Source organism: Gluconobacter sp. P5E10 (assembly GCF_018812145.1).
GTDB classification, from domain to species: Bacteria; Pseudomonadota; Alphaproteobacteria; order Acetobacterales; family Acetobacteraceae; genus Gluconobacter; species Gluconobacter cerinus.
Genome location: NZ_JACRVZ010000004.1, coordinates 67,990 through 88,704 on the forward strand (window position 1 = coordinate 67,990; position 20,715 = coordinate 88,704).

The 20,715-nt window shown below is 54.3% G+C and carries 14 protein-coding genes; 10 read left to right on the plus strand and 4 right to left on the minus strand.

What is annotated here, in order from left to right; genetic code table 11:
* The first annotated feature begins 167 nt into the window (after positions 1-167).
* Positions 168-2,381 (plus strand): TonB-dependent siderophore receptor, encoded by a 2,214-nt coding sequence (locus KP707_RS09180; RefSeq protein WP_211503121.1) that lies wholly within the window; start codon positions 168-170, stop codon positions 2,379-2,381.
* A gap of 81 nt (positions 2,382-2,462) precedes the next feature.
* Here the strand turns inward: KP707_RS09180 and KP707_RS09185 are convergent, their stop codons facing one another.
* Positions 2,463-3,368, minus strand: coding sequence for an AraC family transcriptional regulator (locus KP707_RS09185; protein WP_064274858.1), 906 nt, complete (start codon positions 3,366-3,368; stop codon positions 2,463-2,465).
* A gap of 479 nt (positions 3,369-3,847) precedes the next feature.
* Here KP707_RS09185 and KP707_RS09190 point away from each other — a divergent pair, with 479 nt between their 5' ends.
* The 4 genes from KP707_RS09190 (at position 3,848) to KP707_RS09205 (ending at position 12,004) form a co-directional block, all read left to right on the plus strand.
* Positions 3,848-7,033, plus strand: a complete 3,186-nt coding sequence (locus KP707_RS09190; protein ID WP_211503120.1) for an efflux RND transporter permease subunit — start codon at positions 3,848-3,850, stop codon at positions 7,031-7,033.
* A complete protein-coding gene (locus tag KP707_RS09195) occupies positions 7,026-8,207 on the plus strand; it encodes an efflux RND transporter periplasmic adaptor subunit (protein WP_249210219.1) in 1,182 nt (393 codons plus the stop codon). Before KP707_RS09190 ends, KP707_RS09195 begins: the two co-directional genes overlap by 8 nt.
* Positions 8,208-8,209: 2 nt before the next feature.
* On the plus strand, positions 8,210-9,676 hold the full coding sequence (locus KP707_RS09200) for an efflux transporter outer membrane subunit (protein WP_211499220.1): 1,467 nt from the start codon (positions 8,210-8,212) through the stop codon (positions 9,674-9,676).
* Between the two features lie 153 nt (positions 9,677-9,829).
* Positions 9,830-12,004: a TonB-dependent siderophore receptor gene (locus KP707_RS09205; protein ID WP_211503119.1), complete on the plus strand. Its 2,175-nt coding sequence runs from the start codon at positions 9,830-9,832 to the stop codon at positions 12,002-12,004.
* 21 nt (positions 12,005-12,025) lie between these two features.
* On the opposite strand, the gene KP707_RS09210 is transcribed toward KP707_RS09205, so the two are convergent.
* A complete protein-coding gene (locus KP707_RS09210) occupies positions 12,026-12,739 on the minus strand; it encodes a helix-turn-helix transcriptional regulator (RefSeq protein ID WP_338085326.1) in 714 nt (237 codons plus the stop codon).
* Between the two features lie 190 nt (positions 12,740-12,929).
* Between KP707_RS09210 and KP707_RS09215 the strand changes: the two genes are divergently transcribed.
* The 5 genes from KP707_RS09215 (at position 12,930) to KP707_RS09235 (ending at position 18,343) form a co-directional block, all read left to right on the plus strand.
* Positions 12,930-13,697 carry a class I SAM-dependent methyltransferase gene (locus KP707_RS09215; protein WP_249202923.1) on the plus strand — a complete coding sequence of 256 codons (768 nt, stop codon included), beginning with the start codon at positions 12,930-12,932 and terminating at the stop codon, positions 13,695-13,697.
* Between the two features lie 138 nt (positions 13,698-13,835).
* Positions 13,836-15,776: an adenine deaminase gene (locus KP707_RS09220; protein ID WP_249202922.1), complete on the plus strand. Its 1,941-nt coding sequence runs from the start codon at positions 13,836-13,838 to the stop codon at positions 15,774-15,776.
* Between the two features lie 123 nt (positions 15,777-15,899).
* Positions 15,900-16,988, plus strand: a complete 1,089-nt coding sequence (locus tag KP707_RS09225; RefSeq protein WP_249202921.1) for a HupE/UreJ family protein — start codon at positions 15,900-15,902, stop codon at positions 16,986-16,988.
* A 272-nt stretch (positions 16,989-17,260) separates the two neighbouring features.
* Positions 17,261-17,680, plus strand: coding sequence for an SRPBCC family protein (locus KP707_RS09230; protein ID WP_211503117.1), 420 nt, complete (start codon positions 17,261-17,263; stop codon positions 17,678-17,680).
* A gap of 51 nt (positions 17,681-17,731) precedes the next feature.
* On the plus strand, positions 17,732-18,343 hold the full coding sequence (locus KP707_RS09235; protein ID WP_211503116.1) for an NAD(P)H-dependent oxidoreductase: 612 nt from the start codon (positions 17,732-17,734) through the stop codon (positions 18,341-18,343).
* A gap of 32 nt (positions 18,344-18,375) precedes the next feature.
* Here KP707_RS09235 and KP707_RS09240 read toward each other — a convergent pair whose 3' ends face one another.
* Both KP707_RS09240 and KP707_RS09245 read right to left on the minus strand, forming a co-directional pair.
* Positions 18,376-19,581 (minus strand): MFS transporter, encoded by a 1,206-nt coding sequence (locus KP707_RS09240; protein WP_249202920.1) that lies wholly within the window; start codon positions 19,579-19,581, stop codon positions 18,376-18,378.
* A gap of 125 nt (positions 19,582-19,706) precedes the next feature.
* The gene (locus KP707_RS09245; RefSeq protein WP_211503115.1) at positions 19,707-20,663 is read right to left on the minus strand and encodes a BadF/BadG/BcrA/BcrD ATPase family protein; all 957 of its coding nucleotides are present in this window, start codon (positions 20,661-20,663) and stop codon (positions 19,707-19,709) included.
* Positions 20,664-20,715: the final 52 nt, after the last annotated feature.

Below are 20,715 nucleotides of genomic sequence, written 5' to 3' on the forward strand. Positions count from 1 at the left end.
CCGTTACCAGTGATCGGGCCTTATTCAGTTGCGTTTGGGCCAACTGCGCGCTGGCTGCTTGAAGCTGTTTCCGAAGATGTCTAGGAGCGCAATTAAGTATCATTCTTAACAATAAAGCCGGTCTCTGCCTCGCAACCAGCACGAGCCGGTAACGAAATGAGTTGGGTATGCAGCGCAGCAGGATAGTTTACACGTTTCTTTTCTCCCTCATTTTGAGCGATACGGCTTTCGCGGCTGAGCAGGAGAATAAAGCCAAGGATCCGCAGCAGTCTGGGGCGCCTGCCCCGGCTCAAGAAAGCGCTGACAATGCCAAAGCACGGAGCGCAAGGGTGGAACGGGTTGAGGTTCATGCTCGCAAGTCTTCAACCATTGCTTCTTCCGCTACGAAAACAAACACACCTCTTGTTGAAACCGCGCAGTCCGTCACCGTCATCACCCGTGACGAAATGGATGCACGCGGTGTTCTGACACTGAATCAGGCTGTGCGGTATGCAGCAGGCGTTACAGCGGATACGCGCGGTGGTGAAGGCACTCGCTATGATCTCTTCGATCTTCGCGGCTTTACAGTGCCGACTTTTCTGGATGGACTGAAGTTCCAGGATAGCCCGACCGGCTTCGCCGTCGCCCAGACCGATACATTCCGGCTTGATCGCGTTGAGCTGCTTAAAGGGCCGGCTTCTGCCCTTTATGGGCAGTCCAGCCCAGGTGGTCTGACGGCATTATCCAGCAAGCTGCCGACGGATCAGCGGTTTTATGGCAGTGTCAATACAACTGGCGGCATGTTCGATCTGTATCGTGTGGATGCGGACGTCGGCGGATTTGCGACCAAGGACGGTCTCGTTCGCTACCGGCTTTATGGAACAGTAAACGGGCAGCATACCCAGCTCAGCAGAACCGGTAGCCGACGCTTCAGCATTAGCCCGGCCTTTACCTTTGGAGGCGACGGCCCGACCACCCTCACCCTGCTGGGTAATTACCAGTACGATCCTGAGAGTGGTTCTTATGGCGGCGTACCGCTCATTGGGTCGCTCAAACGCGCTTCCTACGGCTATCTGCCCCGGAATTTCTATGACGGGGATGTCCCATCAGAAAAATTCAATCGCAAACAGGGCGCAATTACCTATATCTTCAATCATCGCTTCAACGATGACTGGAGCTTCAGTACGCGCGGCCGCTACGATGATATCAAGACCATCTATCGCAGCGTGTATAACAATGGCTACTACGACAGCGATGACGGTACGAGTGGGCAGATGTTATCCCGCTCTGCATATGGAACGCACGAACACACCTATAATCTGGCGTTTGACAGCCAAGTCAAAGGTCGCGTCCGCACTGGCCCGTTGCGGCATGCCCTGATGTTCGGCTTCGACTATATGCAGCAGAAGGCCAATGACACAGAAGCCTATGGCGATGCTCCGGATCTGGATGTGCTCCATCCCGATTATCACATGGTCATTCCGGACCTGTCCCCGTATCTAAACTATGTCACTCATTCTCATCAGATCGGCGCGTATGGTCAGGATGAAATCCGCTGGCATCGGCTGATCCTTACGGGAAGTATTCGCAATGACTGGTATCGCTCGCATCAGGTTGAGTCTCTGACACCCTCTGACAACCGCCAGAGTTCAAGCCAGATTACATGGCGTACTTCCGGTCTTTATCACTTTGACTTCGGCCTCTCACCTTACATCAGCTATTCGACGTCTTTTCAGCCGCAGTCAGGCTCTGTTTCCAACGATGGCGGGGCGACCGTTCGCCAGGCTAATCCATCTATGGGCAAGCAGCTTGAGGGTGGTGTGAAATATCAGCTTCCTGGAACATCCATCCTGCTGACAGCAGCGGGATTCCATATCGAGCAAAGCAACGTACTCGTCTCGGTTGCGAACACGGGGTACAGTGTGCAGAGCGGACTTGTTCACTCGGACGGTTTCGAATTTGAAGCCCATGCTGAGCCGTTCCGTAACCTCATGCTGACAGCCGCAGTGAGTTTCCAGAAGATTAAGGATGATTCAACAGGTAAGCCGTTGATCCAGTCTGGGAAAGGGAATGCTTCCCTCTTCGCGTTCTACACAATGCCCTCCGGGCCATTGAAGGGGTTCGGATTTGGTGGCGGTATGCGCTATTCCGCAAAAACTTACGGCGGCGAAGCAACATATGGCAGCGTCTGGCTTCCTCAATACGCTCTCTTCGATGCGTCCGTGAGCTATGATCTGGCGAACATGTCTCATTCGCTTCACGGTTGGAAAGCCTCTGCTAGCGTTCGCAATCTCTTTGACAAGAAATATATCGCGAACTGCTTCGCTTACGGTGCAGACGGACAATATTGCTACTACGGCGAGCGCCGGAATGCCCAGGCCAGCATAGGGTATAGCTGGTAATTCCTTCCGGAGAGGGTTGCCAGAATAGTCTCTCGCAACCCCTTTCAAGAGGCTCATACCGCCATTTTTTAAGCCTTTTCGTTAGGCTGGAAGCATTCCGTCTCCCGCATATTTAAGGCGTTGTGCGTCCCGTGCGGGAGGAACCCCAAACATGCGCCGGTACTCTCTACTGAATTGGGACGGGCTGTCGTACCCGACCGCAAATCCGGCCTCAGCAGCATCGACCGTGGCACTGAGCAGCCTGCGGCGCGCCTCCTGAAGGCGAAGACGCGTGCGATACTGCAAGGGGCTCATCATCGTGGCTGCCCGGAAATGCCGATGGAATGATGAAGGGCTCATCCCGGCAATTTTCGCAACAGATGCAATGTCGAAAGATTCTGCGTAATGCGTTCGTATCCAGCCAATCGCCCGATTGAGCTGGGAGAGATTTGTCCCCGCGGTGGCAATCTGCCGCAGAACATAGCCTTGAGGCCCTTGCAACAACCGATACAGCAGTTCGCGGAGGATGGCGGGCTGAAGAATGGGAATGTCTTCCGGATTTTCCAATAGCCCTACGAGGCGGGTCACTGGATCCAGGATTTCATGGGTGAGTGCACTGACCGTCATGCAGGATGGGCATGTCGTCCCGTTTGTAGGAAAGGCATCCTTCATTTCGAGTAGCAAATCAGCAATTTGCGCAGGGTCCAGAGCCAGGCAGAGCGCCAGATATGGCTTCTCATGCGTGGCTTGTGTCACCTGCCCGGTAACGGGAAGGTCAACGGCCGTTACGAGATACTTGCTGGCATCATAATCGAAGACCTTGTCACACAGCATGACCTGTTTTGACCCCTGGACGATCACACAGAAGCGGGGTTCGTACACCACATCCATTGGTGTCGTGGGGGCATCGGCACGAAAGAGCAACAGGCCCGGCACAACCGAGCGGGTTGTTGGTTCGACGCAATGGCGGTCGATCGTGTCTCGAAGCCGTGACAGAATATCCTGCATGAAGCGAAATTTCCGATTTTTTCAGTCAGTCGTTTGGGTATTGCACATTTATGGGCATGCCTGATCCGCCCAGAAGGGTAGTGTGAGACTTTGGTCGGATTGTGCAAGTATATGATCGAATCAGGCATCTTTTTGAAGTTTCGTTCTAATCCATTATGGCACTGCACCCACTTTTGATAGCGCTTTAGGGACTATTGGCTTTATTTCATCTCCTCGCCTTCAGCTCGATATGGCAGGATTGTGCAATCATCTGATTGGATTGCTCTACCGGATGTTGCGCGTGGAGTTGCATGATCCGCCCAAGCCTTCCGCGGCGGTTATGCTCCTTCCCTGAGAACGTCGTTTCCGGTGGGAAGACGGCAAACGCGGCGCGGCATCATGTCATGGCGAAAAGCTTGCCGATTTGTCCGCACATGGATTGTGCCGGACAAGCGGGGTGCGGGTTCCGTGCTCCAAAGCCATCTGAACAGAGATATTCAATGGGGATCGTCGCCTTTGCGCTACGACGGCCTTACACGTTCCTTGTCGCAGGGGTACTCATCCTGCTTCTAGGCATCACGGCCGTCTTCAGAACGCCTACCGATGTGTTTCCAAACATCGATATCCCGGTCGTCACCGTCGTCTGGTATTATGACGGCCTGGATGCAGCCGAGACCGAGAAGCGGATCAGCACTTATACAGAGTTTTCCGAAAGCTTCTTCGTCAACAATCTGCGCACGATAGAGAGCCAGACAACGCCGGGCCTGGTCCTGCAAAAGCTGTATTTTCAGCCCGGCGTAAACGTGGATCTTGCCGTAGCCCAAACTGTTTCGGCTACAAACTCAATCCGCGCCCTGCTACCCCCCGGCATTCAGCCCCCAATCATCATGCAGTACAGCGCTTCCAGTGTGCCGGTTCTGCAGCTTTCCCTCTCTTCGGAGAAGCTGACGGAAAGCGAACTGTATGACTATGGCATTTACCGTATCCGTCAGCAGCTCGCCCCTATTCCCGGCACGATGCTGCCCCCGCCCTATGGCGGAAAGATCCGTCAGGTCATGGTGGATATTGATGAGACCAAGCTGGCGGGTGTCGGCCTGACGCCGCTGGATGTTTCCAATGCCATCAACGTGCAGAACCTGACGCTGCCCGGCGGAACAGTGAAATTTGGCGCCACCCAATACGACGTGCGTATGAACGGCATGCCAGACGTTGCAGCGCGCCTGAACGATGTTCCCCTCAAGCGTGACCCCAAGACTGGCGCTATCGTTCGTATTGCCGATGTTGCGCAGGTTCGTGATGGAACGGCCGTGCAGCAGAATGTGGTGCGCCGCGAAGGCCGCCGCTCCGTACTGCTCTCTATCATGAAGGCCGGAAATGCCTCGACGCTGAGTGTTGTAAACGCCATTCGTAATCAGGTTCTTCCTGTCACGCGTGCAGCAGCCCCGGCAGGCATGAAGATCGAGGAGCTGTTTGACCAGTCCCTGTTCGTCAAAGCGGCAATTACCGGAGTGGCATCTGAAGCCGTCATCGCTGGCCTGCTGACAGCGGCAATGATTCTCGCGTTTCTTGCGAGCTGGCGTTCGACCATTATCGTTGCCGTCTCCATCCCTCTCGCCATCCTGTCTTCGATTGCCGTGCTGTCGTGGACTGGCCAGACACTGAATCTGATGACCTTGGGAGGCTTGGCCCTTGCCGTCGGTATTCTGGTGGATGATGCGACTGTAACGATCGAAAATATCCATCGCATTCGCCATGAGGGAACAGAACTGCGACAGGCCGTGCTTAACGGCGCGTCGGAAATTGCACTGCCAACGCTGGTTTCGACACTAGCGATCTCCAGCGTGTTTGTGTCGGTAGAGTTCCTTGTCGGCCCGTCCCGCTTCCTGTTCACACCGATGGCCCTTGCTGTTGTGTACGCCATGCTCGCCTCCTATGCGATCAGCCGGACGCTGGTGCCAATCTTCGCAGCTATTCTTCTGCGGTCTGAAGAACGGCAGACCATACGACGCCGCGATGCCGGGCTGCCTCCTGATGTCATTACCCGATTCGGCATTGCTTTTGATCGGCGCTTCAACCGGCTGCGGGATGGCTACGTCCGTCAGTTACATGGCCTCATCGAAAGTGGCTGGAAAGTTCCTGCGCTGGCAGGTGTGACGGTTCTGGCTGCCGGTTTCCTTGCAACTCAGGTCGGGCAGGATTTCTTCCCCACGATTGATGCCGGCGAATTCAAGCTGCATGTCCGTGCGCCGGAAGGAACACGCATCGAGAGCACGGAACGACTGTTCGATCAGGTTGAAGACGTCATCCGTGAGGTCGTGCCTGAGAATGAACGGTCATTGGTCCTCGATAACATGGGCGTTCCATTCCGGTACTCCATGCCTTTCGACGACGGCACAACCGTTGGACCGAATGACGGTCAGATCATGGTGGAGCTGAAGGAAGGGCATCGCCCAACCGCCGACTATATCCGCACACTTCGGACCGAACTGGCACGCCGCTTTCCGGACAGCGTGTTCTATTTCCAGCCAGCCGACATCGTGACCCAGATCCTGAATTTCGGGCTTCCCGCGCAGGTGGATATCCGCATTTCGGGTTATGACGCGGCAAATAACCGCAAGGTCATGCAGGAAGTCCGTCAGGAAGTCTCCCGCATTCCCGGCCTGGTAGACGTCCATCTGCATCAGCAGATTGCCGCTCCAGAACTGGCAATTGCGATTGATCGTGAGCGCGCTCTGGACCTCGGCCTGACACTCAATGACGTTGCGCGCAACGTGATGGTGTCACTGGCATCCTCCAATACTGTAACCCCGAACTTCTGGGTCGATCCGGCAACGGGCATCCAGTACCCGCTCGCGGTCCAGACGCCGCAGTATCGAGTCAACAATCTGGGTGATCTTCGTAACACCGTCATTGCCTCCGCACTCGGGTCACAGCACTCCTCGGCTCTGCTGAGCAATGTCGCAACCATCAAGCGTGGCACGGCACAGAACGTCATTTCACACAGCAACATCCAGCCGACACTTGATGTCGATGCGAGCGCGGAGGGGCGTGATCTGGGAAGCATTGCCCGGGACATTGATCGGGTCATTGCGCGCCATCGGGGAGAGCTTTCACCGGGCAATGTGATCACCGTTCAAGGGCAGATTGAAAGCATGCATTCTGCCTTTACCCGGCTGGGTATCGGCCTGATGGTTGCAGCGATTGCGGTCTATCTTCTGATGGTCGTGAACTTCCAGTCCTTCATGGACCCGTTCGTGGTCGTCCTTGGCCTTCCCGGCGCCATGTGCGGGATCGTGTTCATGCTGTTCGTTACAGGAACAACGTTCTCGGTTCCTTCCCTCATGGGGGCGATCATGAGTGTCGGTGTGGCCAGCGCCAATTCGATCTTGCTTGTAACCTTTGCCAAGGAAAGACGTGCTGAGGGCTTGAGTGCCGTCGAAGCCGCCGTCGCTGCCGGACAGGCACGCCTGCGCCCCATTCTGATGACGTCGCTCGCAATGATCATCGGCATGTTGCCCATGTCTCTGGGGCTCGGAGATGGCGGCGAACAGAACGCCCCGCTCGGACGCGCCGTGATTGGCGGCCTGATGATGGGCACCTGCGCTACGCTCTTCATTGTGCCCTGGCTCTACACACGCCTGAGAAAACGAGAAAGCCGCATTCTTGAGGAATACAGTCATGTCTGAACCCGTTTTATCCTCGACCGGCGTCCGTGAAGAACGTCGTGGGCCGCCCATCGTGCCGTTGATTGGCCTGGGAGCTATCCTGCTGCTCGGCTACGGGATCTACGCGCATAGTGAACGCGGCATCGCGGTTCGTGCTCTCGCTGAAACGCGTCAGAACCAGACGCCAGATGTCAGCTTCATGATTGCTCACAGAGAGACGAAGCCTGTCTCTCTTGATCTCCCCGGAGAAACCGCCCCTCTCGAGACAGCGGCAATTGGTGCGCGAGCATCAGGGTATATTGCCGAACGACGTGTTGATATCGGCACTCGTGTGAAAGCGGGAGACGTTCTGGCCATTATTCATGCGCCAGAGCTGGATCGACAGGAAGCACGCGCCAAGGCCGCGGCCGAACAGGCTCGCGCCAATCTGGATCTCGCCCGTGTTACGGCAAGGCGCTCTGGCGGGCTCGTCGGTGGCGGCGCGGTGAGCAAGCAGAACTTCGATACGGATCGCATTACCCAGCAGGCCCAGAATGCTGCACGCGCGGCAGCCGACGCAGCCTTGGCGGAAAGCGCACAACGACGCGCCTACACGACCGTGACGGCCCCTTTCGATGGTGTTGTGACGGTACGGAACGTGGAAGTTGGTGATCTTGTAAGTGCAGATAGTGCTCAGTCAGTTCCCCTGTTTGTGATCGCTCGCACGGATAGACTGCGTGTTCGCGTGCATGTGCCACAGGAGGAGGCCGGTACAGTGCAGTTGGGTACACCTGTCAGTCTGACTGTGCCGGATCATCCGGGGGAAAGCTTTGCAGGCACCGTCACACGGACAGGCCATGCGCTGGAACGTGAGAGCCGGATGCTTCCAGTTGAAATCGAGCTGGATAATCGTGACGGAAAGCTTTCCTCCGGTGTGTATGGTTCCATTCATTTCGACTTGCCCCGCCCTGCCCCGACCCTGCTGATTCCAACGGAATCACTGATTTACAACGCGGACGGCCTGTCCGTGGCCACCGTCGAAGATGGGAACCGACTGCGTCTTCACAAGGTGACTGTCGGACGGGACTTTGGAGATCGGATTGAGATCCAAACCGGTTTGGCTGAAGGAAGTCGCCTGATCATGCATCCTCCCTCGGCTTTGACAGATGGCCGTCAGGTTGCACCGCATGATGTGAATGGATCGAAGGGAGCGTGAAGATGCGTTCTTCCACCACAACTCTTACGGCTGGATTGGCGATCCTGCTGAGCGGCTGCACGATGATTCCGGACTATCATCGCCCTGCAGCCCCAGTGGCAACCGCGTGGCCCAATAAAGCCGCCGATGTGGCGGCTACGGATGGGGGCAGCCTTGAGAACTGGCGTACATTTTATCGCGACCCCGTTCTGCAATCGCTGATCGAGACGGCTCTGGCCAATAACCGGGACCTTCAGATTGCCCAGCATCAGGTCGAAGCGTCCAGCGCGCAGTTCGACATTGAAAATGCCGCCCTCTTCCCAACTCTGAATGGGACGGCGGGAGCGAATGTTCAGAAGATGAACTCCCGGATCTGGAGCCTGTCACAGGGAAATGGTCCATTCTACATGCGGCAATATGCCGTGGGGTTTGGTGTCTCGGCTTATGAGGTCGATCTGTGGGGACGTATCCGGTCGGCCTCTCGTGCGTCGTTTGATCGGTATGTTGCAGATGAACTGGGGCGTGAGAGTATGCGCCTCAGCATCATTGCAAGTGTTTCGACAGCAATGCTCAACTGGGTCGCTAACAATCAGGCACTTCTGGTTACACAGAACGTCCTTGCGAACCGCCGTCACACTTATGATTTGGTCAAGCAGACAGCCGATGTCGGCACCGGAACTCAACTTGATGTTGCCGAGGCGGAAGCTGCTCTGCGGGACGCGGAAACCAATCTTCAGATCTACACCCGTCAGCGGGAGCAGGCGATGAACCAGCTTGAACTCCTGGTTGGCACACCTCTGACGCCTTCTGTGCGTGCTGATCTGGAACATAAGGCTGCCCTTGAAGATATGGTGCCTTTTCCGGATGTTCCCGAAGGACTTCCTTCAGACATGATTGCACGTCGGCCTGACATCCTTTCGGCAGAGCAGGTTTTGCGGGCGGCGAATGACGATATCGGAGCGGCGCGAGCTGAGTTTTTCCCCAAAATCCAGATCACTGCGGCGAATGGTACGGCGAGCAACAATATCACTCGCCTGTTCCAAAGTGGGATGGGTGCCTGGAACGTAGCCCCTCAGATCACTCTTCCACTGTTTGACGCCGGGCGTCTGACAGCAGAGCTCCACCAGGCAAAGGCTCGTAAGAAGGAAGAAATCGCACGGTATGAGAAGACGGTTCAAACTGCGTTCCGGGAGGTGGCCGATGCCTTGGCAGGACGCGGCACCTACCTGGAGCAGTTGCATGCGCAGAACGCCTTAGTTCAGGCTGGTGGGCGCCAGTATCAGCTCGCACTTGCGCGTTTTAAAGGGGGGTATGACCCCTATCTTGATACGCTCGTCGCACAACGGACACTCTATAGTGCTCAGCTTGGAGCGATCACGACCCATCTTCAGCAGATGTCTAATACGGTAACACTCTACAAAGCGCTTGGAGGCGGATGGAACGAGACCCTTCCGGCTCGTAAGGACGCCATGATCAACCACGTTTTGTAGCGCTTCCTTCCCTTTGGACCTTCCTTGGCGGCGAAATTCCCGATTTTGCCGCCATTTACGAAAATGTCCGATATCGTTTGTCATAACTCTCCCAATGACAAACCTTCCGTAACAAACGTAAATGAGAGTAATTATCATTTGCGGAAAAATCAGATGGCTGCCCTTAGGACATTCGCTTTTGCATGCGCGGGATTATCTGTTTTCAGCGGGTTTGGTGCAGAAGCCTCATCCAATGACGCGCCCTCTTCCACATCAAGCAGCAAGGAAGATCGTTACAAAAAGCCCAAAACCGTCACATCGCACGGTAAGGCTGAACATATTCGTGTTCATGCAGATGCACATTCCTATGGAGCCACATCCAGCAGCATAGCGGACAAGCTTCCCACAACATTTCTTCAGCAGACCCAGACGACAAATGTTGTGACCCATCAGGTCATTGAAGACATGACGCCTCAGACGATGGAGGATGTGGCGAAATATGTGCCCGGCATTTCCATCGGCAATAACTTTGGCGGCACCCAGGACGATCTGATGAAACGCGGTTTCGGAGCCGTGGACGATGGTTCGATCCTGCGCAACGGAGTGCGGATGCCGACTGGCCGGAACTTCGATCTCGCCACAACAGAACGCGTGGAAGTGCTGAAAGGGCCAGCGTCCCTTTTCTACGGAATGCAGGAGCCTGGTGGCGTCATCAACGTCATTACAAAGCAGCCCCGGAAAACGTGGGGAGCCAATCTCGGGACGACATGGTCTTCGCTCGGCGGCGGTTATGGCCACTTTGATGTGGGTGGCCCCCTCACCCATGGTTTGAGCTTCAGGCTTGTCGGATCCTACAAGAATGAGAATTACTGGCGTAATTTTGGCTCCAACAGGCAGAAACTTCTGGCACCGTCACTCCGTTTTGAGCACGGTCGCTTCACAGCAGATGTGTCTTACGAATGGGCGAAATATAACAATACGCTAGACCGCGGTGCTGTCTTTTCGAATGGACGAGCGGTCAGTGGTCCAGCAAAGCGGTTGGATGAAAGCTGGGCCAAATCCTTTGGCGAACGGCATCTTCTGGCCACGACGATGGAGTATCGTCTGACGGAGCATGACCTCATCCGCCTGTCCGGAGGCTGGAACCGGGACAATTATCATGATCGGCAGGCTGATCCATCCGCCTATAACGCCATTACGGGCATCCTGACCCGCCGATATAGAAGCAATACCGGCACCATCCGTGCCAATGGCTATGCGTCTTTAGATTATCTCTCAAATCACGTCCTGTGGGGTATGAAGCATGACCTTGTTGTGGGCGCTGACTACGAGAACCGCCAGCAAAACCAAGGCGCTTTCATTGATGGGACGCGACAGGGTGGGTTCTATCCCGCTGATCCTGTGTATGGGCTGCTCAAGCCTGTCGGCCCGATAAACAACAGCAACAGTGACTGGCGGCAGCACATCAACAGTGTCTCAGGATACCTCAAAGACAATATCCATCTGGGTCATGGGCTGATTTTAGCACCCGGTGTGCGGTATCAGTTTTTCCACATCACATATGGAGGCCGCCGTCCATACGTGCAGACAACCGATGCATCATATACCAAGCCTCTGCCGTTCGTAGCGCTGGTGTATCAGTTGGGGAAACGCGTCTCTTTCTATGGAGATTATTCCCAGTCTTTCACACCCAATCAGCTTGATGCTGGCAGCGTTCTTGAAGGGGGATACAAGCCCACCATGGGGCGACAGTTTGAAGTCGGTTCGCGCTATCAGGATCGTTTCCTGACGGCGGATGTGGCTTTGTACAATATCCACAAGAAGAACGTTCAGCAGTCCGCGGGGCTGGATGAGACAGGAAATACGCTCCAGCGTTTGGCCGGCCTTGTGGGTTCCAGGGGAGTGGAAGCCAGTGTGGCAGGCAAACTGGACAAGCACTGGAACATTCTGACCAATTATGCCTTCACCTATGCGCGTATCCTGCGTGACACGCCTGCTGATGAAGGCAAGCTTGTCGCCAACGTGGCCAAGCATACTGGTGGTGGCTATCTCACTTATGAAGCAGCTTTGCCATGGCTTCAGACGACTATGCGGATCGGCGCAGGCGCTCGGTACGTTGGGCGACGGGCAGGAGATCTGAACAATACCTTTTGGCTTCCAAGCTACACAACAGTTGATGCCTTCGCGTCATGGCACACGGGGCGACTGTTGGGCCATGACACGTCTTTGCAGGTCAATGCGGTCAATCTGGCCAATAAAGCCTACTTTGTCTCAACCGCCGGGACCCCGCTCCGTGTTTCCTGGGGGCAAGGCCGTACGGTGCATGTGGGCATTGAGGTCGGGTTTTGAACGCTTAAGGGATTTTGAGCCCTAATTGCTCTCCTGCGACTTTCGAAAACGTACAGGTGATTGACCAAGAAGGTGTGTGAATGCTTTTGCGAAGGCGCTGAGTGATGCGTAGCCCACCTCTGCACTCACATCGGTCACGCGCTGACCTTCGGCCAAGAGTGTCGCAGCGTGGAAAAGGCGAGCCTGCGTAATCCACGCCTGCCACGTCATTCCGGTTTCATTGAGAAAATGACGTCGGAAACTGCGCTCAGACATGCCGGCTTGATGCCATGCCTGCGTCAGGCTGGCATGGCCGGGATCGACAAGAGCACTATCCATAGCGCGCACCAGCGATGGATGGGTGACGCGCGGTAGAGTGAACGTCTCAGCAGCTTTCTGCTTCATCTGTTCCTGACACAGCAGAAACAGAGCCTGAAAAAACGTTTGTTCGACAGGCATCTTCTCCGCTGATTTATCTGACCAGCGAAGCGTGTGAAACAGCATCTCCTTTATGACGGCCGTCACTGGGAAGGTTTGAATGCGTTCCAACGTTTCTGCAGAAAAATGCGCGGGATCAAAGTAGACCGAGACACCATCCAGATTACGCATCATGGTGCGATGTCGCGTTCCTGCGGGTATCCATATGGCATGAGACGCCGGCAGAAGATGTCGCCCTTCCGGCCCTTCAATCTGCGTTGTACCGCGTCTGGCGTATGTGATTTGATGCCGTGGATGCTCGTGCCAGTCATAGAACACAGCTATTGACGGATTGCGAAACCCGAAACCAAGACCACCTGAGGTATCGATCCGGTTCTCAATCAGGATGCTCTGTGTTTGGTTGGCAGTCAGGTTTTGAATTGGCCGGTTCCCGCTATTTTATGGCCGAGCAACGTTAGTCGGCCAGCCACTCAGTCTTTATCCTGAACCCATTCGGAAAGGAATAAAGATGTCCCGTTCTCCCGCATCCCACGAAACCCGGATTGTTGATCAATTCACACGATGGGCAAAACCGTTTGCGGAATTGCCCATCCATGCAGACGCCGAAAGCATGGCACAGACCGTTTCCGCCTGTTCTGTCACCAAAGGCATGAAGGTACTGGACGTGGCATGTGGGCCAGGCATTGTTGCTTGCGAACTCGCCCTGACAGGCGCCGACGTCACAGGAGTTGATCTTACCCCTGCTATGATCGAACAGGCCCGTCGGCGAGCAGGCAAGGCCGGTGTGAGCGTGAAGTATCAGATTGGTAACGCGCAGCATCTCCCTTTTGAAGCGGATAGCTTCGATCGTGTTGTGACACGTTACAGCTTTCATCACATGCAGGAGCCGTCTGAAATCCTGGCTGAGATGGTGCGTGTATGTCGGCCGGATGGGCGGATCATTGTCATTGACGCAACGCCAACCCCTGACTGTCAGGCACACTATGACCTTGCTGAGACCCTGCGTGACCGTTCTCATACAAGCGCCCTCACCTTGCAACAGTTACTGCTGATGGGCACCGATGCGGGCTTGTTCCCTCTTGAAACGCAGCAATATCGCCTTGAATCCCGTTTGCAGGATCAGGTTGCCCCCGAAGACTGGTCTGCTCTGAAAGCAATGTTCGTGGAAGATATTGCCTGCGGGCAGGATCGACTAGGCATGGGGGCATGGAACGCTGAGGACGGCATTCATTTCTACTTTCCGATCTCAATCGTAGTGTGGCGCAAAAATTGCTAGGCGAGCGGGGTGGCTATCAGTTGCCCCAATATCCAGAAAAAACATTATGATGCCGGTACGGTCCACGCTAGAATTCGGCACCGTTTTCTGCTGCCGGATGTCTAAGAGATGTTTTTTCCGTTGTCTTTCCGAAAGTTCTTGAATTTTTCAGCAAAGACGCTGGCCTGTTCGCTGTCGTGTATCTCTCTGACATCATCATATGCCGTCGCTGGTGAAACGGCAGCCTCTCCGGTTCCCACAGCAAGTCGGGTGGCGCACCCCGTTGCCTTCAGTGATGAAGTTAAAACACGTCAGTTGTTGGTCGCGGTCGCCCTGGGTCATGCCCCAGCTGACCTTCTGATCCACAATGCAAAGGTTCTGAACGTCTACACCCTGAGTTGGGAGGATGGACAGGACATCGTCATTGCAGGGCAACGGATTGCCTGGGTAGGGCCTGCTGGGGCGTGGAAAGGTCAGGCGCTTTCAACCTTCGATGCCAAGGGGCTCCCGGCTGTCCCCGGTTTCGGGGAATCCCATAAGCACATTGAGAGTTCAATGCTCTCACCCGAGTGGGAAGCGGCCCTTGTCGTCCCACTGGGAAATACCTGGACCACGGAAGGCTCTCATGAGTTTGCGAATGTCAGTGGTACGCATAACGTTGAATTCTGGCTGACGGCAGAACACCTTGGCAGTCCGTTGAAAATTTTCCCTGCCCTCGGGTCAGCCACCCCGCCTTCTGCCTTCGAGCAAGGTGGTGGAAACTATGCTTACAAGGAAATCTCTGAAAACATTCGCGATAATCCACGCGTCCAAGGGCTGGACGAAGTGATGGACTGGCCCGCCGTTTCAAACCCTTCTCATCCTGGACACCAACGGATCTGGGAAAACATTCAGGCCACATTCGATAATCGGGGCGTCGTCGATGGGCACGGTGCAGGATTATGGGACATGGACACGATCAATGCGTTTGCCGGAGCGGGCCTCTCCAGCGACCATGAAACCCGGCTACCTGAAGAGGCATGGAACAAGTTGCAACATGGCCTCTTTTTACAGCTCCGTGATGACAATATTGAGCGGGCCGTCCCTTACTTTGTGCGTAAAGGGCTGAAAAACTGGAATAATATTGCGCTTGTAACAGACGACAGGAATGTCGCGGATACGCTGAAGCAAGGAACAATGGATTATCACATTCGTCTTGCAATCAAGATGGGTGCGCCCATTGAGGCGTCATACGCAATGGGTAGCCTTTATCCGGCCCAGCATGGTCATATGGATCAGATTGTCGGGTCTATTACACCGGGTCGGTATGCGGACGTTGTCCTGCTATCTTCTGTGCCGGACGTGAAGATCAAGTATGTTTTTGCGAATGGAAAGCTGGCGGCCCAGGATGGGAAATACTTGCTTCCAGTGCCCAAAATTACATGGCCGACATGGGCATCCGATACGATCCATATTGGTAGAAAACTGACGGCAAAAGACTTTGAAATCCTGGCACCCAAGGGAAAAACGACCCAGGTTACGGCTGCTATTCAGGCCCCGTTTTACACTGATCCCGTTCAGAAAACTGCAACGCTCTCTGTTGTGAACGGGGTCGTTCAACGTGATATCGCACGTGATATCATCAAAGTTGCAACAGTAGATCGGTACATGGGACAGGCTCGGCTGGGCAAGATGTTCTGGACGGGTAATGGCCCTAAAACGCCCGATAGTGCCATCGCTACGTCCGTCTCCCACGATCTCCACAATATCACGGTCATGGGAACCAGCGACGAGGCAATGGCGCTCGCGGTCAATCGTATCGCCGAGCTCAAAGGTGGGATCGTGATGGTCAGCCACGGTAAGGTTCTTGCCGAAATGAAGTTGGAGATCGCGGGTCTGATGACCAGTCGTCCCGTGCAGGATGCCGCTGCGAGCATGGAAAATGTCTACGCCAAAGCCGACAGCCTTGAATGGATAGGAGCGCCCGGTTATCCGCGGAGACTTCTGATTTCGATGATCACATGCAGCCCATTCACATGGCGCCTGGTCGTTCCGTACCCTGGCAATCCAAGCGGGCTGGTTCTTCTCCAGACGGGGCAGACAATGCCGACTGTCTGGTAAGGTATGAAGGCTGTTTCCCCGAGCATCTTCCATGTTAGTGGAAATGTGAGAAAACCAATTCAAGTTATTGTTTTTGCATTTTTATTTCTAGTGATTTTCCCTGCGTTCGCCGATCCGGAATCCATGACGAGAGTCCTGGTCTCGCTGGATCGGCCCGACACAGCGACGGTCATGATCGATATGGATCTGACAGTTCTTATGGGTGACCCTGCCAGATATTATGTGCTGGCGACTGGGCGCGGCTCACAACATGAGGCTGAAGTCAGATCCGTTGCTCAGGAAATTACCAAGGCCTTACCGCTTTTTTCGGGTCATTCTCCCCTTCACGCCACTCTTGTGACCTACAGTTTTTCTAGCAAGAGCCGGGATGAGTATATGGATCTGGCAGCAGACAAACCTGCTCATTTCCAGTTCGTGATACCGCTTCCTGCCAATAATGGCCCGTTACAGCTGCGTATTCCGCTGGGGGCGCAGATTGATTACCCCGTCGCCTATACGGTGCAGATTCCTGGACGGAATTTTTCACAAACGCGCTGGCTCGATGCCGGGCAGCATGAGAGCGTCACCTTTGATTATAGGGGGAAGCTCCCCACGGGCCATGTCGATCAGCCTGTAAGTTTTGATCCGGATACGCTGTCATGGTGGCAACAGCTTCCGGTTTATCTGAAGTTTGGATTTAAGCATATCGTCCCGGAGGGGACAGATCATATTCTCTTTGTCTTAGGGCTTTTCTTTCTTGGAATTAGCTGGCGCAAGCTGCTGTCCCAAACAACGGTCTTCACAATTGCCCATGCCACCACATTGTTTCTCTCAACCTATGGAATTTTTGATCTTCCAAGCCGTTTTGTAGAGCCAGCAATCGCGCTGTCGATTTCGTTCATAGGTCTGGAAAATGTCTTCAGTCCAAAACTGGGACGAATACGTCTGTTGGTTGTTTTTGCTTTCGGGCTGATTCACGGCTTTGGGTTTGCCAGCAGCCTGAGTGAAGTGCCCTTCCCTCATCGTGACTTCATTGCGGCTCTCATAGGCTTCAACTTTGGCGTTGATGCGGGACAGCTATTTATCATTCTCCTCGCAACACTGGCTGTAGGCGCTTTCAGAAACCGCCCGTGGTTCAGAAGACGAATTGCGATCCCTGCGTCGCTTCTCATCGCAGCAGTTGGCCTATTCTGGGCTGTTCAACGAATTTTAGCTTACCATTTGTTAGCCTGAGGATCAGCCATTTATTGTGTTTTACTTTTTGCTACGAAGGGCCATGGGTATGGCGGATGACCAAGGCCTAGCATCACAGGGAAGCAAAACTTTCACGGTTAGATTTGGTCTGTGAATTCTGTTCATAATTCATATGCAGAGATACGCTATTATCGCACAAGATTGAGGACTGCATACTGCACATCTGATGTAACCGAGCCGAAGGGAGGCCTCATGCTCTATCTTATGAACGGCATGGTTTCTTCCGACCGGCGAGCTGTAGAGATCAAAAGATGATTGAAGCAAGCAGCGATGTAGATGTGGCGGTGATTGCCGATAAGGCGTGGAGCCTGTTAGGCGGCTTCGATAATCTTCCCCTCTGGATCCCAATGATTACCAGGAGCTTCCTGGAAGACGGAGGTCGCGTTCGACGACTGACGGCCAAAGACGGGTCTGTGATTGTAGAGCGCTTGGTCAGTTTCGATCAGCGCAAACGCACTTACACTTATGCCTATATCGAGGGGCCGGATCCGGTTGAAGACTACCTCGGGAAGGTCACAGTTACATCCCTCTCCCCTGAACGCTGTTGTATAAGTTGGGGAAGCCGGTTTAACCCCGTTGGAATAAGAAGCTCAGAAGCTGAAACGCTTTATCGCTCTGCTTATGCATCCGCCCTAAATCACGCAAAGATACTTCTGGAACAGGCGACGTAAGGTCCATTTCCAGTAATTTCCTATAACATTCCGGTTTTCAGGATAACTTTGATGAAAAATATTCTTCTTCTGAATGGTTCGAAAGCTTTCGGTCACTCTCAGGGCCGTCTCAATGACACGCTCCATGAGGTTGCTTACGAAACTCTAAAAAGCGCCGGGTTCGATATTCGTCAGACCAAAATTGATGCAGGCTATGATGTGCAGAGCGAGGTCGAGAACTTTCTCTGGGCAGATCTGATTATTTATCAAATGCCAGGCTGGTGGATGGGCGCGCCGTGGATCGTCAAGAAGTATGTCGATGAAGTTTTCACGGCTGGTCATGGCTCCCTGTATGCCAGCGACGGACGAAGCCGCTCCAATCCCAATCAGAAATATGGTTCAGGCGGCCTGATTCAAGGTAAGCATTATATGCTCTCCTTAACGTGGAATGCACCGGAAGAAGCTTTTGAAGATCCGGCCCAGTTCTTTGAAGGCAAAGGGGTCGATGCTGTTTACTTTCCTTTTCACAAGGCAAACCAGTTTCTGGGAATGAGTTCTCTCTCTACGTATCTGGCAACGGACGTCATCAAAGTCCCTGCCGTCGATAACGTCATACGGCGCTACCGTGAACACCTTTCAAAAGTGTTGGGATTTGTTCTTCCCGCAGCAAGCGTTGGTTCATGAGAGAAAACAGTTTTGCTCTGATGATGTGCCCGTTATGAATTGTTCCAATTGCGCAGTTGGAGCAAAGTAGCCGAAAGTGCCAGTCCCGCACCAAGAAGGACAATTCCAGTCCAGCCGAATGTGGGCCAAACCATCATCGTCGCGGCGGAGCCAAGAGCTCCGCCAAGAAACATTGTTCCCATAAAAATGGTATTCAGGCGTGCTCGCGCTTCAGGCCGCAAGGCATAAACGACATGCTGATGCGACACGAGCGCGCCCTGAATTGCAAAATCCAGAACGATCACCCCAGCGATCAGACCTGGAAGCGAATTCCAGAGACCGAAAATGCCCCATGACAGAAGTGTCAACATGGCCCCAAGAATAATCATTTTATGAGGGCCGTGTTGATCGGCAATTTTTCCGGCAATCGGGGCCGCAAGAATGCCAACGGCTCCGACAATGCCAAACAGACCGGCAGCGCCCGCCCCTAATCCAAACTTGGGCTCTTGCAGGTGAAGGGCGAGGATCGTCCAGAAGACGCTGAAGGCTCCAAACAGGAGACTTTGAGTGACTGCTGCGAGGCGTAACTGTGGAAACTCTTTCCAAAGGCCTGCAAGGGACGCAAGTAATTGCCCATAATGCATCTTCGAGTTCGGCTTACTGGTGGGAAGAACCCACGCCAATAAGGCACCTGTGCCCAGCGCGATCGGAGCACCGAGCCAGAACATCTCGCGCCACCCGGCATATGTAGAGACGACACCGGCCAAGGTCCGACTTAGAAGAATGCCGCACAGGAGCCCTGCCATAACAATGCCGACAGTGTGGCCGCGTCTTTCCGGAGACGAAAGATGCGCGGCAAAAGGAACAATAAGCTGTGCAACAGTTGCGAGTGCACCAACCGCGACAGATGCCACAAGCAGGAGGGCTGCGTTGGGTGCAATTGCCGCAGCGGCAAGAGCAAGCGCGAGCAGAACAAACTGAAGAACAATCAGCCGTTTGCGCTCCAGAAGATCCCCGACAGGAACAAGAAGAAACAGTCCCGCGGCATAACCAAGTTGAGTGCCGGTTGGAATCAAATTTGTGGTCGAACCTGGCAGGTCACGCTTCATGATGCCAAGCATAGGCTGATTATAATAGATGTTCGCAACGGCAACGCCGGCAGCTATAGCCATGCTGAGCGTCAGAAATGCGGAGAGCGTGTTAGCACTGTCAGGGCGATCAGCGTGGCTGGAGGCGGTCGTAGGAGTTTGATTGCTCATGATACTCGTTCCTTACCATGCCCCTGAGCAACATGGCGACAGGCTCCTTAAATCATGGGATTTTGCCATATTGTGCTGAGATACTGCATACTCATAGCTCACTCGTCACGGCCTCTGTTTTCGTTTCATGAACTGATGCCCGCTAACCGTAAGGTTTCAGCTGTTTTACAGATCCAGCGTTCATCGGGATTCCATCCGGCCATTTGAGCGGCGTTGAGCAAAGCTCCGCCCACCGGTGGCAGACGGGGCACCAAGGGCGCACCGTGATGAGCGGCTAGTGTTTCTCGAAGGAGACGACTTTGGAGAGCTCCGCCAGCATAGCTCCAGGGAAGAGATGTATCTGGAAATTTACGCCTCGCAGCAGTGATGTGAGCCCCTAGAAGAGCTGCGGCTTCAACTATTATACGCTGAGCTGGCATAATGCCCAGCTCAGCCAGATCAGAAACCGTTTTTGCCAGCGATGCCACTGATGCACGAGGATTTTCGAGGCGGCTGTACCATTCCATTAGCCCCGCATCATAAGGATGCGCGTTAGAAGATAACCCGAGAACGTCAGCAAACGGTTCGAGGAATGTCCGATCTTTCTGATTGCGGCCATCTAACAGCGTCGCCAGTAATGACAGCGCCTGTCGGCCAATCCAGAACGCACTGCCTTCATCGCCAAACAGACTTCCCCATCCGCCAACGCGATCTTGTTCTCCTTTGCCATTGACGACCCATGCGACAGAGCCTGTTCCTGCCAGCAGAAGGACGCCGCCATGCCCGGCAAAGGCTCCGGTACAGGCAATATCCACATCATTGGTAATATTGAAAATATGCGGGAAATTTGCCGCTACGACGTCTTTCTGTTTTCGGCCGGATGGCCGCATCTCCCCGTAGCCCGCGAGCCCAAGAGAGAGGGTTTTCGTGGTTGAGGGAAGACGGGACATCAAGGATATCAGGATGGACTGCCAGTCGACTTGATCGAATGGGTTGGAGCCAGGAGCTCTTATAACAGGGCCTAGAGTGCCGTCTCGGTTGAGAACGACAAGCAATGTTTTGGTGCCTCCGCCATCTATTGCCGCGATGCTGGAACAGGTCACGGATCAATCCAATCAGACATGTCGTGCAGCAGTCGTTTCAGTGCTCATTGTC

Excerpts from the sequence above, each read along its gene's own strand:
- KP707_RS09205 (WP_211503119.1), top strand. The coding sequence starts at position 9,830 with ATGGCTGCCCTTAGGACATTCGCTTTTGCATGCGCGGGATTATCTGTT.
- KP707_RS09195 (WP_249210219.1), top strand. The coding sequence starts at position 7,026 with ATGTCTGAACCCGTTTTATCCTCGACCGGCGTCCGTGAAGAACGTCGT.
- KP707_RS09185 (WP_064274858.1), bottom strand. The coding sequence starts at position 3,368 with ATGCAGGATATTCTGTCACGGCTTCGAGACACGATCGACCGCCATTGC.
- KP707_RS09200 (WP_211499220.1), top strand. The coding sequence starts at position 8,210 with ATGCGTTCTTCCACCACAACTCTTACGGCTGGATTGGCGATCCTGCTG.
- KP707_RS09240 (WP_249202920.1), bottom strand. The coding sequence starts at position 19,581 with ATGAGCAATCAAACTCCTACGACCGCCTCCAGCCACGCTGATCGCCCT.
- KP707_RS09190 (WP_211503120.1), top strand. The coding sequence starts at position 3,848 with ATGGGGATCGTCGCCTTTGCGCTACGACGGCCTTACACGTTCCTTGTC.
- KP707_RS09215 (WP_249202923.1), top strand. The coding sequence starts at position 12,930 with ATGTCCCGTTCTCCCGCATCCCACGAAACCCGGATTGTTGATCAATTC.
- KP707_RS09180 (WP_211503121.1), top strand. The coding sequence starts at position 168 with ATGCAGCGCAGCAGGATAGTTTACACGTTTCTTTTCTCCCTCATTTTG.
- KP707_RS09225 (WP_249202921.1), top strand. The coding sequence starts at position 15,900 with ATGACGAGAGTCCTGGTCTCGCTGGATCGGCCCGACACAGCGACGGTC.
- KP707_RS09235 (WP_211503116.1), top strand. The coding sequence starts at position 17,732 with ATGAAAAATATTCTTCTTCTGAATGGTTCGAAAGCTTTCGGTCACTCT.
- KP707_RS09230 (WP_211503117.1), top strand. The coding sequence starts at position 17,261 with ATGATTGAAGCAAGCAGCGATGTAGATGTGGCGGTGATTGCCGATAAG.